This is a genomic window from Dehalococcoidia bacterium (assembly GCA_028711995.1).
In the GTDB taxonomy this organism is placed as follows: domain Bacteria; phylum Chloroflexota; class Dehalococcoidia; order SZUA-161; family SpSt-899; genus JAQTRE01.
Map to the genome: position 1 here is coordinate 1 of JAQTRE010000029.1, position 16,533 is coordinate 16,533.

At 52.0% G+C, this 16,533-nt stretch carries 10 protein-coding genes and 1 tRNA gene; 5 read left to right on the top strand and 6 right to left on the bottom strand.

What is annotated here, in order from left to right; all coding sequences use genetic code 11:
• Nucleotides 1-440 precede the first annotated feature (440 nt).
• Nucleotides 441-2,159 carry a 2-oxoacid:acceptor oxidoreductase subunit alpha gene (locus PHV74_06150; GenBank protein MDD5093945.1) on the top strand — a complete coding sequence of 573 codons (1,719 nt, stop codon included), beginning with the start codon at nucleotides 441-443 and terminating at the stop codon, nucleotides 2,157-2,159.
• Nucleotides 2,159-3,010 (top strand): 2-oxoacid:ferredoxin oxidoreductase subunit beta, encoded by an 852-nt coding sequence (locus PHV74_06155; GenBank protein MDD5093946.1) that lies wholly within the window; start codon nucleotides 2,159-2,161, stop codon nucleotides 3,008-3,010. Before PHV74_06150 ends, PHV74_06155 begins: the two co-directional genes overlap by 1 nt.
• 59 nt (nucleotides 3,011-3,069) lie before the next feature.
• Here the strand turns inward: PHV74_06155 and PHV74_06160 are convergent, their stop codons facing one another.
• From PHV74_06160 to PHV74_06185, 6 genes are all read right to left on the bottom strand, one after another.
• Nucleotides 3,070-3,573 carry a hypothetical protein gene (locus tag PHV74_06160; GenBank protein ID MDD5093947.1) on the bottom strand — a complete coding sequence of 168 codons (504 nt, stop codon included), beginning with the start codon at nucleotides 3,571-3,573 and terminating at the stop codon, nucleotides 3,070-3,072.
• Nucleotides 3,574-3,889: 316 nt separating this feature from the next.
• Nucleotides 3,890-3,964: transfer RNA gene (locus PHV74_06165), tRNA-Asn, on the bottom strand.
• 87 nt (nucleotides 3,965-4,051) lie between these two features.
• Entirely contained in the window at nucleotides 4,052-4,831 is a 780-nt protein-coding gene (locus tag PHV74_06170; GenBank protein MDD5093948.1) for an SAM-dependent chlorinase/fluorinase, read from the bottom strand.
• Nucleotides 4,832-4,916: 85 nt separating this feature from the next.
• A complete protein-coding gene (gene secG, locus PHV74_06175) occupies nucleotides 4,917-5,144 on the bottom strand; it encodes a preprotein translocase subunit SecG (GenBank protein MDD5093949.1) in 228 nt (75 codons plus the stop codon).
• Complete coding sequence (gatB, locus tag PHV74_06180) at nucleotides 5,141-6,601, bottom strand: Asp-tRNA(Asn)/Glu-tRNA(Gln) amidotransferase subunit GatB (protein MDD5093950.1); 1,461 nt, start codon at nucleotides 6,599-6,601, stop codon at nucleotides 5,141-5,143. The genes secG and gatB overlap by 4 nt, the downstream gene beginning before the upstream one ends.
• 105 nt (nucleotides 6,602-6,706) lie before the next feature.
• Nucleotides 6,707-7,003, bottom strand: a complete 297-nt coding sequence (locus PHV74_06185) for a hypothetical protein (protein ID MDD5093951.1) — start codon at nucleotides 7,001-7,003, stop codon at nucleotides 6,707-6,709.
• Between the two features lie 311 nt (nucleotides 7,004-7,314).
• Here PHV74_06185 and PHV74_06190 point away from each other — a divergent pair, with 311 nt between their 5' ends.
• The 3 genes from PHV74_06190 to PHV74_06200 all read left to right on the top strand — a co-directional run bounded on the left by PHV74_06190 (nucleotide 7,315) and on the right by PHV74_06200 (nucleotide 16,525).
• Nucleotides 7,315-8,067: a response regulator transcription factor gene (locus PHV74_06190; GenBank protein ID MDD5093952.1), complete on the top strand. Its 753-nt coding sequence runs from the start codon at nucleotides 7,315-7,317 to the stop codon at nucleotides 8,065-8,067.
• A gap of 373 nt (nucleotides 8,068-8,440) precedes the next feature.
• The gene (locus tag PHV74_06195) at nucleotides 8,441-14,761 is read left to right on the top strand and encodes a hypothetical protein (protein ID MDD5093953.1); all 6,321 of its coding nucleotides are present in this window, start codon (nucleotides 8,441-8,443) and stop codon (nucleotides 14,759-14,761) included.
• A gap of 48 nt (nucleotides 14,762-14,809) precedes the next feature.
• Nucleotides 14,810-16,525 carry an ATPase, T2SS/T4P/T4SS family gene (locus PHV74_06200; protein MDD5093954.1) on the top strand — a complete coding sequence of 572 codons (1,716 nt, stop codon included), beginning with the start codon at nucleotides 14,810-14,812 and terminating at the stop codon, nucleotides 16,523-16,525.
• The last annotated feature ends 8 nt before the right edge of the window (nucleotides 16,526-16,533 follow it).

Consider the following 16,533-nt stretch of genomic DNA (forward strand, 5'->3'; position numbering starts at 1 on the left):
TGGCAAAAAATGCGGCTCAAGTGTTCAGCCTATTCGCTCTGGCCAACTTATACATGGTTCGCAAGGACTTGCTGATGATTAGGGCGTAGTCTGCCCAAGCAGACAGGATTTCCCCTGAAAAGGGGTTATTCAGAGAGCGGAACCACGGAAAACCCACACTTCGACGTTATTTTATTGAGGGAATTCCGCTGAATTTATTTTTCGACGGACTTGATCAGAGGTTCCATAAATTCAACCGAATATGGATGGGCGAGTGAAGAAGTGGGCGACTCGACTCCGCAAAACTACGTGCTTCCAGCCGGTAAAATAAGTATCAATACGGATACTTTCTGATTACCTGGGATCTTAATATGGAGTCAAGTATCATCAGATTCTGAGCTTATGGAGATAGCCATCCTTGTTGAGTTCAACGGGGTCATCTTCATTGACTAGGAGAGAAAATGCCTGTTGATGTAAATTTCATGGTTGGTGGCGAGGCAGGGCAGGGGGTGCAAACGGTGGGGTTTGTGCTGGCCAAGACCTTGGCGCGGCACAGGCTTCATGTGTTTGCGGATCAGGACTACGAATCGCGGGTAAGGGGAGGGCACAACTTCTATCGATTGAGAGCCGGAGATAAAGAGACTCATGCCCTGGCAGAAAAGATCGATGTCCTCATAGCCCTGGACCAGCAGACCATCGATCTCCATCAACAGGAGTTGAAAGCTGAAAGTACTGCTATTTTTGACCACGATAAACTGACCCTGCAAAGGAAAGGACCAAAGACGCTGGATATTCCCCTGCAACGCCTTGCTGAAGAGTCGGCTTCCGATAAGCTGATGGCCAATTCTGTAGCCATCGGAGCTGCTATTGCCGTGGGTGGCTATGATTTTGAACCGCTGGCCCAGGTGCTTCGGGAGCACTTTTCCCACCTCGGGAGTAGTTCCGCAGAAAAAAACGTCGCGGCAGCAAAATCAGGATATACTCACGCTCTTCAGAAGACTGCAGAACCCCGGCCCGTGATTTCTCCATCGGCAGGGCCTGACAGGATGCTGGTCAATGGCAATGAGGCCATTGCGCTGGGAGCGATTGCCGCCGGATGCACCTTCCTTTCGGCGTATCCGATGACTCCTGCGACATCGATCATGGAATATCTGGCAGGCAAAGCCAAGGACCTGGGTCTGGTAGTCATCCAGCCGGAGGACGAAATCGCTGCTGTTCATATGGCCATCGGGGCCAGTTTCGCAGGTGCCAGGTCTATGACGGTTACATCGGGCGGAGGTTTCTGTCTGATGGCTGAGGGGCTAGGCTTGGCCGGCATGACGGAAACGCCGTTGGTGATCGTTGAAGCTCAGCGCGCCGGTCCGGCGATCGGATTTCCCACCCGGACCGAGCAGGGCGATCTTCAATTTGCGCTCCATGCCTCGCACGGGGATTTCCCACGGGTTGTTCTAGCTCCGTCTACTATCGAGGAATGTTTCTGGCTCACTATCAGAGCATTCAACCTGGCGGAGAGATACCAGTTGCCAGTCATTTTGCTCACCGATCAGCACCTGGCCAGTTGCTATACAACGCTGGGAAAATTCGATCTCTCCAGAGTGAAGATCGAAAGAGGAGAATTGCTTTCGGAGAAAGAATTAGTCGATCCAGGAGAGTACAAGCGGTATCGGATCACCCCGTCAGGTATTTCGCCCCGAGCGCTGCCGGGCGGAAGCGCTTTGGTAGTGGCCGACTCTGATGCTCACGGTGAGGATGGTCATATGATCGAGGATGCCGAAACCCGTACCCAAATGATGCTCAAGCACCTGCGGAAGATCGAGGGTCTCAGGCGGGAGATCAGTTCACCAACAGTCTATGGGCCACCCAAAGCGGATTTCACCCTGGTTGGATGGGGGAGCACCTGCGGAGCAATCAAAGAGGCTGTGGATATCCTGCGAGACGAAGGTATCAGCGTCAACCATCTGCATTTGAGTGAAATCTGGCCGTTCCCCTCGGAGGCAGTGTCCGGCATGCTCAAAGGGAGCCAGCGGTGTTTTGTCATCGAGAGCAATGCCTCCGGCCAAATGGCTGATCTGATCCGGGCTCAAACCGGGATCAAGGCCAGCGGCAACATACTTAAGTTCGATGGACGGCCATTCTCTCCCGGACTCATCGTTGACTGGCTGAAGAAGGAGATAAAGTGATGATAGCGATGCAAGATTATGCAGGAGGCAAACCGGCGTGGTGTCCGGGATGCGGCAATTTTGGCATTCTTTCCGCAGTTCAAAAGGCCCTGGTTGAGTTACAGATCGATCCGCATCAGGTGTTGATGGTCTCCGGTATCGGGCAGGCCGGTAAGTTGCCGCATTATATCAATGTCAACGTATTCAATTCCCTCCACGGGAGAGCATTGCCGGTGGCTATCGGGGCGAAAATGGCCAATCCCGATCTGAAGGTGATCGCTGTGGGAGGGGACGGAGATGGCTATGCAGAGGGCGGGAATCACTTCATTCACACCGTTCGCCGCAATCATGATATCACCTATATTGTCCACAACAATCAGGTCTACGCTTTGACCAAAGGCCAGGCATCTCCGACCAGTGACTTCGGTTTTGTGACCAAGACCACACCGCAAGGGGCCGATCCGTCCTTTAATCCACTGGCAGTGGCCATCGCTCTGGGCGCCGGGTTTGTGGCTAGGGGGTTTGCGGGGGATATCGAGCACCTCTCTAAACTTATCGTTCGCGGCATTGAGTACAAAGGATTTGCCCTTATCGATGTGCTGCAACCCTGCATCTCCTTCAACCATCTGAACACATTTGCCTGGTACAAACAAAGGGTATACAAGGTGGAAGAAAACGGTTACCAGCCAACCGGCAAGGCCGCTGGCTTTGAGAAGGCCCAGGAGTGGGGAGAGCGGATACCTATCGGCGTGATCTATCTTGAGGAAAAGACGCCCTTCGAATCGCGGATTCCGGCGTTGCAGCGAGGGCCTCTGGTTCAGCGCCCCCTTGACCCGATGACGTGTGCCGGATTACTGGAAGAGTTCATTTAGCTCCTCTCCGATAACCAAGCTTAAAAGCCTCAGGCTGTCCCAGCTTGTCGGGGATAAGTCTATTTGGCCAAAACCAATAGGCTTATGATGGTTGATGAGACTGCGCAGGCAAGGGTCACACGAATGAGAATATTCAGGTTCCGTGAGCGCTTCGATACAGAGACAAATTCCTTAGTCATTTTGGCTTCCAGTTCTGAAAGGCGTTTGAGGGTTTCAGGTCCACCATTCTCGCAAATCACCTGTAATGCCTTCTGACTTTCATATGCGGTCTTTGCTGCAGATTGAATTAGACCTATCAGGTGCTGCCTAATACCATTGAGTGTTTTAGTTGCGGTTTCGTACGATGTGGCCTGCGTGCGAAGCTGATGTAACACCCCCACAAGCTTCAATGCTGCCTCTTCCGCCTCGGTGTATTTCCGGGCATTATCATCGGCCATGTCTACATTGCTCTCAACCCCCCAATCGGTGTCTGAGGGTTTCTGGAAACTCGGCGTTCCTTTAGGCTCATCTTGTGTTGACAGAGACGCCATGTCAAAGTCCGTCGCCGACCAAGCAATATTCATGATTTCTTGGGAGCCTCCTTTCTCCGGCACTGTGGAATGATACGAGGCTGAAAGTTGAGAGGGCTGGTTTAGGATAACCCACAAAACTTAGCATGTGCAATCACCAGAATGTTGGGGTTTGCCATAGTACGAAAGGTTGCAAATAGAATTATTTCTATATTGTCAGCTTTGCTTTGAACGTGAGAGCGGGCCGATTAGCCGTCCATTTCACTCGTGGGCAATAATTTCTCGACGGGGCAGACAATCACCATAAGGGAGGGGATTCTCGCGATTTTGCTCAGGCGCTTGCGCGACCCATGAGGCACTTTTTGAAGAATGGCTCCCCGAGTAGGATTCGAACCTACGACCTAGCGGTTAACAGCCGCCCGCTCTACCGCTGAGCTATCGGGGAGTGTTTGATCCCTGCCCAAAGAGCAAAGACCGCTAACCATTATCACTTCTGCGGAATACAATGTCAAGTGCCTTGAGCGAACCTGATCTATAGATATCCGCTTGCCTGCCTGACGCGGACTTGATCGCCTACTCTGGCTGCCAATAGTGCTGCCGCATTTCCATTCTGGAGTGCGATCTCCAGAAATCCATTACTCTCGATCAATGCCAGCAATTCGCTGCCCTTGGCATAGGACGAACTCAAGCCTTGAATAACATGGCCTTTTACTTCGATCTGAAGGACTGCTTCCGGGAGATCACTCTGCTTCATGTTGGTGATCAGATTGCCGAAATGGTCAATATGCACGACCTTTCCGATGATAGTGCCATCCCCTTCGATTTTGGGCTGAAGAGAAGGCAGCACAACCAGTGAGGAAGTGCCGGCGCCAAAGTCATACAAGGGATTGCCGAGTGAGAGATGGGCTGCCACGGGTGCGAAAATATCCCGCCCATGGAAAGTGGCACTGACTGGTTTGAGCCAGAAGTGGGAATTGGTGATGACAGCTGCTTCGATCATGTCCCCGCTTACATAACTCAGAACGCCGTTGTCAGGAGCAACAAAGAGGGCTTTGTCGGTTCTTAGAATGATGGCCCTCCGATCGCTTCCCACACTGGGGTCCACTACCACCAAATGGACGGTGCCTTCGGGGAAGTAGTGATGAACGCTATTGAGAATATAGGCCGCCTGAGAGATATTTTGGGGTTCGATTTCATGCGTGATGTCGATGACTCTGGCGGCGGGATTGATGCCCAGGATCACACCTTTCATCGCACCGACATAGGCGTCGCGTGTGCCAAAATCACTGATGAGGGTGATAATATTGCCCATGATTTTTACGCATATCGTTTACAGAGCGTATCGAGGACAGGAGGTATATCCTCTCATGGCAGTAAAGGGGTGAAGGTCGGAAGTGCTACAAGCCCACTCTGGTGCTGATTGCCGCGACAGCCACGAAGATCACCGCCAGTACGATTGTGAATCTGAAGAGTGTTTGCTCAATGCCCCGCCGCGTCCGGAACCCGGAGCTTTCTGCTCCGCCGAATATCCCGCCCAATCCTCCGGAACCTTTTGCCTGAATCAGGATAACGAGGATGAGGGTTATGGAAATGATGATCTCTGCGATTTGGATGGTTGAACTCATCTTAGCTTTTCCTTGAGTAGTTTATTCACGAGGTCCGGCTTGGCCCGACCTTTGGTGTTCTTCATTATCTGTCCCACCAGGAACTTCAGCGACTGCTCTTTGCCTTCCTTGAAATCACTCACCGCTTTGGGATTATCTCTCAATACCTGATCGATTATCCGGTCAATCTCTTCGGCCCCGCTGATTTGAGTGAGCCCTTTTTCCACCACAATTTGAGACGCCGATTTGCCGGTGCTGAACATCTCCCCGAAGACCTGCTTGGCCAAGGTGGTGCTCAAAGTTCCTTGATCGATTGCATCCAGCATGCCGTTCAACTGGTGCGGTGTGATCCTGGATTGGCTGATTTCTGCCCCCGCTATATTCAGAAGCTTCAGGAATTCCCCGCTCATCCAGTTGGCGATTGTCTTGGCTCGCCCTTTGGATAACTGCTCCGGCGAAGCGATCCCTACGGCCGATTCAAAATAGTCGGCAAACTCTCTGGAACTCGTTAGAAGATCGGCATCGTAATCTGATAGCTTGTATTGTATCACAAACCGGTCTCGCCTCGCATCCGGTAGCTCTGGAAGTCTGGCCCTTATTCCTTCGACCCACTCGGAACTCAATGATAGGGGGGGGAGATCAGGCTCCGGGAAATAGCGATAATCGTGAGCATACTCCTTGCTTCGCTGCGATAGGGTGATTCCTTTATCATCGACCCAGCCTCGCGTTTCCTGAACAAGCCTGCCACCCTCTGAAATCACTTTCCGCTGTCGCTCCTCCTCATATTTCAGGGCGGAGTAGACCGACTTGAAACTGTTCATGTTCTTGACTTCCACTTTGGGGAAAGACTTTTGCCCGTCACTGCTTCGCTGGCTGATATTGGCATCGCATCGGAAGCTGCCTTCTTCCATGTTGCCCGTGCAGACTCTCAAGTAGCGTAAATAGGTGTGCAGCTTCATCAGATAGATTCGGGCCTCCTCCGCTGAGCTGAGATCGGGTTCGCCCACGATCTCCATCAGCGGCATTCCGGCCCGATTTACATCCATCAGGCTGTAGGTTTCCCCCGATGAGTCCGTGCGATGCAACAGCTTGGCTACATCCTCTTCAAGATGGACCCGGGTAATTCCGGCCCTCTTTTTCTGTCCGTGGACTTCGATTTCCACCCAGCCGTCATGCGAAAGCGGCATATCGTACTGGGAAATCTGATAGCCCTTCATCAAGTCGGGATAGGGATAGTTCTTGCGGTCGAATTTGGTGAAACCGGGAATGGTGCAGTTGAGAGCCAGGGCAGTCATGATGGTATACTCAACTGCTTGGCGATTGATAGTGGGTAAGGCTCCGGGCATGCCCAGACAGACAGGGCAAACGTGGGTATTGGGCGAGGAATTTATGTAGTTGGTGCTGCACCGGCAGAACATCTTGCTCTCAGTTAAGAGTTGGGCATGAACCTCCAGTCCGATAACGGTCCTAAACTCCATAGCGATGATATCCCATCTGACGTGAGTGTTAGTATAGCAAATCTCATCGGCAGAGGGAAGTAGAATAGAACCCGTCTTTTATCGGAGGGTTTACTTGGAGGAGGTTCATCTTGATGAGCCCGACGATATTCCGCCAAAGGCTTTGCCAAGCCACTCATCGGTGGTTGCCCTATATTCTGCGATTGTTTGCTTGATATCGTAGTAGGCGTCTTCAGCCGGTCTTCTTGGGGGGCAGCAGGTTCGATTCGCCAGCTCCCATATCTCTTCATCCGACATGCACACCAGGCGTAATTTGCCCTGCGCGCGCAATCGGGCTGCCTTCTGCTCCTCACCGCGCGCTTCAACCATTGCTGCCCGTATGCAGTCAATAATGTGTTGTTCTACGAAATTCAGCTTGCTCATTTTGTCCTGATAAGTAGATTTAGTTGGGGGAACCTTGGTGCCTGTTTGTATTATATGTCTCGCCGCCGGAAATCTGGGTTAAGTTTAGGTAAAGTCTGAGTAAAGCTTGGGTAAAACCAGTTGTTGACAATAATCTTCGCAGTTTTCTCAAATCCGAGAGTGTTTTGGTAGCAGTTAGTGGTAGCCCTACCAAGAAATTCAGGTGTACCCCTTCTTATTGTGGGTCTTACACTATGGCTGAGGGCGGGCTTAACCGTTTACGATAGTATCAGAGGAATGGTCTGTACTCCTTATGATGGAGAGGTGATGTGATGAACGGTAACAGTCATGGAAATTGCTCAGGCAAAATCGGCATATTCCTTATCGATCGAAACAAGTTCTTTCGCCAGGGTGTTTGCGCCGCGTTGGCGCGGGAGATGGATATCGAGGTTCTGGGGGAATCCGATAGTGATGCAGAAGCTTTCGATCAGATTGGGGCAGTGACGCCTCAGGTAGTCCTGATCGATGTGAACAGGCCGCTTCTTTCCGGAATCACCCTCACCCGCCGGATTGCCCAGGAAATGCCGGGCAGTTTAGCTGTTGTCATGTCCCCCGATTTCAACGACCATGAACTCGCCCAGGCGACTACTTCTGGCGCATCAGCATATTTGAGCAAAGACATTGAAGCCGTCGAACTGGTTGACACCATCAGACGAATTGCTCAAGGTGAACTCCTTGTGGCTGAGACCCTTCGATCCAATCCACTTGTTTTGGGGCGTGTTTTAAGACACTTTCAGGATTTGTTGTTGAAGGGAAGAGTAGTAGAATCAAAAGACGGAATCATTACGGAACGGGAAGCCGAGGTCCTTAGCTATGTGGCATGTGGATATGGGAATAAGCAGATAGCTCATGCTCTTGGAATCAGCGAACAGACGATCAAAAATCACATGACTTCCATAATGAGTAAACTTGGCGCCAGCGATCGAACCCATGCTGTTGTTATGGCCATGCAATATGGCTGGATATCGACATCGACCAGGGCTAAATGGAGCGCGGAAGCTTTGCCTGGCCGGAAGTGGCAATAGGTTACTGGGAGAAAGTCTATTTACTCTTATCCTGCAATCCCTGAGGGGACTCCTATGATCGAACGGCCCCATTCAGTCAGGCCTTTTTCAAATGTTCATCTGTCCGTCCTAACTTTGGGTAAATGTTGGCAAAAGCCGCATGGTGACTGTAGTCAATTCGTCCTGTTCGGAGCTACTCATAAGTGCCATGTGTTCAGATTTACCCAAAGCAATTCAAGGCATTACTTTTGCGCTATTTACTGTCTGGCAGGTGGAGCATAACATATACGTACGACCATCTCTACCTAATATTTACTAAAATTTAACCGTTTATTTACCATTAAGGCAAAGAAAGTGTCTTTGATCCAGTACTACCAGACTGTGTGAGAATCTAATGGCGATATGGAAGAAAGACAAGATTCCTGAATCGCGTCCCGTCACGAGTGGGCCGTTAGCTCAATCTGGAAACCACCCGGCCGCTACTGGTCGGAGTGATCTTCCAAGAAGGCGAATAGAGACCGACTTGGGTGACGTGTCGCATCTCGACAAGAAGCCAAAAGAGATCACCAGTGCAGAGCTAGGGCAGCGGTTGCGGGACTTGGCAGGGAAGGCGCCTGATGCGTCAGAGTCTCGGAAGACAAACGAAGATGCTCGCGGGCTGAATCCCGGGGTCAACGAGAATCCATCTGGTATAGACAAATCGAAAATTCTAGAGGAAGCATCCAGAATCAAGAGAGAGGCTGATTCTGAAGCGCATAGGCTCAGAAAAGATGCTGAGGAAGAGGCTCAGAAGATTGTTAGTAACGCGCGTGAGGAAGCGAAGGTGAAGGCAGAAGAAGTGGCCTTGAGTGTCAAAAAGAAGGCAGAAGCGGAAGCTGAAGCCATCAGGCAGCGTGCCGAGCGGCAGGCCCAAGGTATCATTGATAAAGCGCGTGAAGAGGCTCAAATAGAGGCTGAACTGAAGGCAGAAGAGGAAACATCAAGAATTAAAAAGCAGGCCGAGATAGCGGCCACTGAACGTAGAGCCGGTGCCGAGAAGCACATCAAGGAAATTGTAGCTAAAGCGCAAAGAGAGGCGGAAGCGAAGGCGCAGGAAGAAGCATCAAGAGTCAGGAAAGAGGCTGAGGCAGAGGCCGGTATGCTCAAAAAAGCTGCCGAAAAGCAGGCCGAGGAGATTATCAGCAACGCGCGTGAGGAAGCCAGAGTTAGGGCGGAGGAGCAGGTTTTAATCATCACGAGAGGGGCTGAGGTGGAAGCGGCCGCGATCAGAGAAGAGGCTGAAAAGCATGTTCGGGAAATTATCGATAAAGCGCGTGAAGAAGCCCAATTAGAAGCTGAACTGCAAGCAGAGGAAGAGACTTCGAGGATTAGGGAAGAGGCTGGGGCGCAGGCACTTGAGCTTAGAAGAACTGCTGAAGCGCAGGCCAGGGAGATTATCAGCAAAGCCCGTGAGGAAGCCAGAGTCAGTGCGAGCGAACAAGCCTTAAGTATCACGCAAGGGGCGGAAGTGGAAGCGGCCGGTATCCGGGAAGAGGCTGAAAATCATGTTCAGGAAATCATTAAAAAAGCGCGTGAAGAGGCTCAAATAGAGGCTGAACTGAAGGCAGAAGAGGAAACATCAAGAATCAGGAGAAGAGCCGAGACAGAGGCCAGCAATCTTAAAGAGGCAGCCGAGAAACATATCCAGGATGTGGCCGCCAAGGCGAGAATGGAGGCTGAGGCAAAGGCCTCAACAGAGGCTTTACATATCAGAGAGAAGGCAGAACTGGATGCTCAGGGCATACGAGAAAGTGCCCAAAAGCAGGCCGAGGCGATGATCAGCCAGGCGCAAAGAGAAGCTGAGATCAGGGTAGAGGCGGAAGTAGTGAGGCTCAGAGAAGAAGCCCAGGCAAAGGCAACCAAACTGATGGAGGCTGCGGAGGGACAGGCCGAGGCGATTATTGGCAAAGAGCGCGAAGAAGCTGAGAAGAAAGCGAAAGAGGAAAGGTCAAGGATTCTGAGGAATGCAGAAGCGGAAGCTGAGGGCATCAGGGAAGCGGCCGAGATGCGGGCGCAGGCGATTGTGGCCAAAGCACAAAGGGAAGCCGGCGTGAAGGCTGAGGAAGAAGCTTTGCGTATCAGAGAAGAGGCCTCAACTGAGGTCGATGAATTGCGCAAAGAGGCTCGGAGGCAAGCGCGTGAGATCGTCAGCAGCGCAAACCATGAAGCGGAAGCCGAGGCAGAGAAGGAATTATCAAGAGTTAGAGAAAGGGCTGAGCTTGAGGGACGGAGGATAAGGGAAAGCGCCCAAAAGCAAGCCGAAGCCATTATCAGCAAAGCACAAAGGGAAGCTGAGCTGAAGGCTGAAGAGGAATTAGCAGAAATCAAGGCAGAAGCCATGGCTTTTGTCAATGCGCATGGAGACGATAGTGAAAAGCAGTCCGGGGAAACTGCGCGCCAGACTTGCAGAGATGCGGATCAGATATTGAAAGAAGTCGCACAGATCAGTACGGAGACTCAATCTGTGGGTCGGGCATTGATTGAAGACAGCCGAGGCCCGGCCGTAGGAAGTATCAATACCAGAGAAAGGCCCGAGATAACCCCGAGCACGGATACTCCGATGTCGGTCAGCCATCTCAACCTTCTTCAGATGCTGGCGGACAGGGCGGTGGAAGATGCCAAAGGGGTTTCATCGAGGATTGGCCTGGCCGCGAAGATACAGGAAGAGGCTGAAATTGCAGCCAGGAGCGTGAGGGAAGCTGCCGAGAAGCAGGCGCAGGCGATTGTGGCTAAAGCGCAAAGGGAAGCCAGCGCGAAGGCTGAGGACGAGGCTTTGCGTATCAGACAGGAGGCTGAAGCTGAGGCTGATGAGCTGCGTAGAGAGAGCCGGAAGCAGGCGCGTGAGATTATCAGCAGAGCAAATCAGGAGGCGGAAGCCGAGGCAGAGAAAGAATTATCAAGAGTTAGAGAAAAGGCTGAACTTGAGGCGCGGAGGATAAAGGAGAGTGCCGAAGATCAAGCCGAAGCCATTATCAGTAAAGCGCAAATTGAAGCTGAGATAAGGGCAGAAGAGGAGTCTTTGAGGCTCAGGGAAGAAGCTCAGGCAAAGGCGGCCAAGCTGATCGAGGCCGCGGAGGAGCAGGCCTCGACGATTATCGGCCTAGAGCGCCAAGAAGCAGAGAGGAAAGCGAGAGAGGAAAGCTCAAGGATTCTGAACAAGGCTGAAGGGCAAGCCGAAGAGATCAGAGAGGCAGCCGAGAAGCAGGCGCAGGCAATTGTGGCCCAAGCGCAAAGGGAAGCCGGGGTGAAGGCAGAGGCAGAGGCTTTGCGCATCAGAGAAGAGGCAGCGGCTGAGGCCGATGAACTGCGCAAAGAGGGCCGGAAGCAGGCGCGTGAACTCATCAGCAATGCAAACCAGGAAGCTGCGATAGCCTCCGAAGAGGAAATATCGAGGGTTAGACAGAAGGCGGAGATCGATGCTCAGGATATAAGGGAGGGTGCCCAAAGACAAGCTGAGGAGCTTATCCGCAAGGCGCAAAGGGAAGCTGAGATCAGGGCAGAAGAGGAAGGGTTAAAACTGAGGGAAGAAGCTCAGGCAAAGGCGGCCAAACTGATCGCGTCCGCGGAGGAGCAGGCCGAGGCGATTATCCGCCAAGAGCGCGAGGAAGCGGAGAAGAAGGCGAAAGAGGAAAGCTCAAGGATTCTGAAGAAGGCTGAGGCGGAGGCCGAAGGAACCAGAAAGGCTGCCGAGAAGCAGGCGCAGTCAATTATGGCCAGAGCGCAAAGGGAAGCTGGTGTGAAGGCTGAGGAAGAAGCTTTGCGCATCAGAGAAGAGGCGGCGGCTGAGGCTGATGAATTGCGCAAAGAGGCCCGGTTACAAGCGCGTGAAATTATCGGCAAGGCAAACCAGAGAGCCGAATTAGAAGCGGAGAAGGAATCATCGAGAGTTAGAGAACAGTCCGAACAGGAGGCTCAGAGTATAAGGGAAAACGCCGGGAGGCAATCCCAGGAAATCATCAGCAAAGCGCAAAGAGAGGCTGAGCTGAGGGCTGAAGCGGAAGCATTAAGCATCAGGGAAGAGGCGGAGGTAAAGGCGCGTAAGCTCATGGCGGCTGCTGAAGAGCAGGCGGAGGAGATTATTCGCCAAGAGCGCGAAGAAGCAGAGAAGAAAACGGGAGAGGAAAGCTCAAGGATTCTGAGCAAGGCGGAAGCGGAAGCCAAAGGAATCCGAGAGGCTGCCGAGAAACAGGCGCAGTCGATCGTCTCCAAAGCGCAAAGAGAAGCCGCTGTGAAAGCCGAGGAAGAGGCTTTGGGGATCAGGGAGAGGGCTGCAGGTGAAGCGGATGAGCTGCGCAAAGAGGCCCGGAAACAAGCACGTGAAATTATCAACAAAGCGAACCGGGAAGCCGAATCAGAGGCGGAGAAAGAATTATTAAAAGTTAGAGAGCGGACCGAACTGGAGGCTCAGCGAATAAGGGAAACAGCCGAGAAGCAATCCGAGGAGATTATTTGGCAAGCGCAACTTGAAGCCAAGCTCAGGGCCGAGGAGGAAGGTTTAAGGCTCAGGGAAGAAGCTCAGGCCAAGGTGGCTGGACTGATGGAGGCCGCGGAGGCGCAGGCCGAGGCGATTATCGGCAAAGAGCGCGAGGAAGCGGAGAAGAAAGCGAAAGAGGAAAGCGCAAGGATTCTGAAGAAGGCTGAAGCGGAGGCCGAAGGAACCAAAAAGGCTGCCGAGAAGCAGGCGCAGGTAATTATGGCCAGAGCGCAGAGGGAAGCCGGTGTGCAGGCTGAGGCAGAAGGTTTGCGCATCAGAGAAGAGGCGGCGGCTGAGGCCGATGAACTGCGCAAAGAGGCCCGGAGGCAGGCGCGTGAATTCATCAGTAAAGCAAAGAAGGAAGCTGAAATAGAGGGTGAGGGCAGCGTCTCAAGAATACTGGCGAAAGCAAAAGCCGAAGCGGCAAGTCTGCAAGAAATTGCCGAAAAACAGGCTCAGGATATTATTACTGAAGCGCAAAAGGAAGCAGCACTGAAGGCCGCAGAGGAAGCGCTGCTCATCAAACAGACAGCTGAGGCAGAAGCTGAAGCGCTAAAGGAAACGGGTGCCAGACAAGCCCAAGAGATTATTGACAGCGCTCAAAAGGAGGCTGCTGTAAGGGCGGGAGACGAAGCCCGACGCATCAGAAGAGAAGCGGAGGCGAAAGCAAGAGAGGAAGCTTCGAAAACCAGAAAAGAGATTGAGGCGCATGCGGAAGAAGAAGCCTCAAGAATCAGGAAAGAGGCCGAACTTGAGGCCATGCGATTGAAAGAGGACGCGGAGAGACGCGCACGGCAAGCTGTCAACAAGGCGCAAATGGAAGCCGAATCAGAAGCGGAAGAGGCTTGTTCAAAGGTTAAGAGAAAAGCCGAATTAGAGGCCGATAAGGTGATTGAGGATGCCAGACAACAGGCGCAGGAGATTATCAGTAAAGCCAGATTAAATGCCGAGGAAGAGGCCAGAATGAAATCCGCCGAACTTCTTCAGCAAGCAAGACAAAAGGCAATTGAGATAGAGGCTGAAGCCGTTAATAGAGTCATGCAAGACAAAATCCAGGCTAGGGAGGATATAGACAAATACCTGGCGCAAAAGATCACCGAGACCCGGCAGCAAATCAAGAACGACGCAGCAGCGCAAACAGAACCAGTTGAAGGACAGATCGATTTTACTGAACAATCTCCTTTCAACTACCTGGCGGAGATACAAAAACAGCTGGACGGGGAATTAGTAATAAGCAATGATGCCGCTGCTAAGAAAGTAACCGAATCAGGACATAAAGATATATCCGTTGATCATCCTGCCAATGCAAAGGCCGAAGGAGAGGAACAACTCGCCAGGATGAAAGCCCAGATTGAAGCTGAGGCCAGGCGATTGATTGAAGAGGCCCAGAAGCAAGCGCAGGAAATTATCAATAAGGCACAAATGGAAGCAATGTCTGCTGCAAAGCTGGAACCGCCATCTGGTTCTCGCCCCGAAAACACTGGAAGTGAAGCGGAAAGGGAGGCGGCAAGAATCAGAGCTGAAGCTGAGGCAGAAGCCAAAGAGCTGAGGGAACGTGCCCGAAAGCAAGCGCAGCAGATTATCGATAATGCCAGAATAGAGGCAGAGGACGAAGCCCAGGAAGAGGCAAAAGAGCTGAAGAAAGAGGCCCGAAAGCAGGCCCGCCAGATTTTGAGCAAAGCCCAAATAGAGGCTGAAGAAAGGGCAGAAGAGGAAATCAGAAAACGGAAACAAGAGGCAGAAGAAGCTTCTCGGGAGACAATGCGCCAATCCCAGGAACAGCCGGCATTCGAGGAGAAGTTGCCGGAACTATTTGACGGGAAAGTGGAAATAGCTATTGCGCCACCGGTAAATGTCGCACAGCTATTGAGCGTAACACGGTACCTGGAAAACACTCTGAACATCAAAATAATCCAAACATCCGGCTCATGGAACACCGGGAGTGCCATCAGCGTATCTTTGGGTAAGCCTCTCCCCATTTTCAGCCTCTTGAAGGAGATGCCGAATGTGGATGATGTTAAATTGCTCGATGAAGGAAATCAATCCGCCTGGAATCCGACCATAAAGTCGCTGTTTGCCTCGCACTCGGGACAGAACTTGAATAAGAAGATTCTGATCACTATGGCGGGAAATGGGAGTCAACGGGAAAAAAGTAGAGCCAATTCGGAAGAGAACGCCGTCAAGGCGGAGAATCCCGTGTAGTCTGATGATCCCTCGATATAATCATCCAAAGGGGATTTGAGAAAAGCAATGGGACTGAGTAAAGCTGTTGAAAAAAATCTAGTCACGGTCTTGAAGGAGGACGGGTTAATTACCTCCGATCAGTTAGAGCATGTCCTTTCGGTCCATGAGGAAAGCAAGAAGGACATCAGCCAAATTCTGGTAGAGGAGGAGTTGCTTACAGATCAGGAATTAGCCATAATCGCCGGCTTGCAGCATACTGTCCCTGTCATTGATCTTAAGCAGCGCAAAATAGATCCACAGGCATTGAGGATGATCCCGGAAGCGATGGCCCGGCGATACAATGTGATCCCCATAGAAGTGATTGGCGATGTCCTTATGGTAGCCATGGAAGACCCTTGGAATATCCGTGCCATAGAGGATATGACTGCTCAGGCTCGAATGAGCATCTATGAAGTGGAGGCTGTTCCTGCCGATATCCGCAAGTTCATAGATGCCAGCTATAAGGTCAGCAGCGAAGTTGAAAAGGAAATCAGCCATATCCCCGAGGCACAGCACAAGGATGCGTCCAGTAAACAAAAGGCCAAAGAAGAGCGCATTTCCGCCGAAGTGATAGCCCAAACACCTATCGTGCGCGCTGTGGACTTGATCATGGAGCAGGCGGTGAAGGACCGCGCTTCAGATGTTCATATTGCACCTGAAGAAAACAGGGTTCGTATCCGGTATCGCATCGATGGGATTCTTCACGAAGCAATGTCGTTACCTCTTAGTGTCCATCTTCCGCTGGTATCCCGGCTGAAGATTCTTGCCGGAATGAACATCGCGGACCGGCGTCGTCCGCAGGACGGCCAATTTTCTATCAAAACTGGCGGCAGGGCAATAGATGTCCGTGTTGCCACGAGCGATACGGTTAATGGCGAGATGGTCGTAATGCGTATTCTGGATAAATCCTTTGCCCTGCTTGGTTTGACCGAACTCGGTTTCTTGCCGGATGCTCTGGCGAGGTATCAGCACATGTTGAATTCCCCCTTCGGAATTATTCTGTTGAGCGGCCCTACCGGATCCGGAAAGACGACCTCTCTCTACGCATCGGTAAATCAACTCAATGACGGCGAGCGCAACATCATGACCATCGAGGATCCTGTGGAGTATCGTTTCGCCGGGATTAACCAGGTTCAGGTCAATGCTTCTGCAGGCATGTCCTTTTCTGATGGACTGAGAGCCTTGATGAGACTGGACCCTGATATTATCCTGGTGGGCGAAATCCGGGATCGCGAAACTGCTCAAATAGCCGTCCAGGCCTCTCTGACCGGACACCTCGTCCTTTCTTCCATCCATGCTAATGATACTGTCGGGTCCATCTTCCGACTGCTGGATTTGGGAATCGAGCCGTTTCTCATATCGTCATCTCTGGTAGGTGTTGTGGCGCAAAGGATGATACGCCGCGTGTGCTCTCATTGTCGCAAACCCACCAAGGCTCCGGCGGAGGAACGGCTGATCTATGAGCGCGAGTTGGAAGAGAAGCGCTCGGAATTCTATTATGGCAAGGGCTGCAATTCCTGTGCCAATACTGGCTATCGTGGGCGGTGTGGCGTTTACGAAATCCTGGAAATGACTGAGGAATCGAGAAGGCTGGTGTTATCTAACGGTAGCGCCAGTGACATAAGGAAGCAGGCTATCAAGGATGGTATGGTCCCCATGTGGCGTGATGGCATGCTGAAGGTTAAACAGGGGATCACTACCCCGTATGAGTTATTGCGCAATGTTTATTCTATCGCTCAGTAGAGGATGGT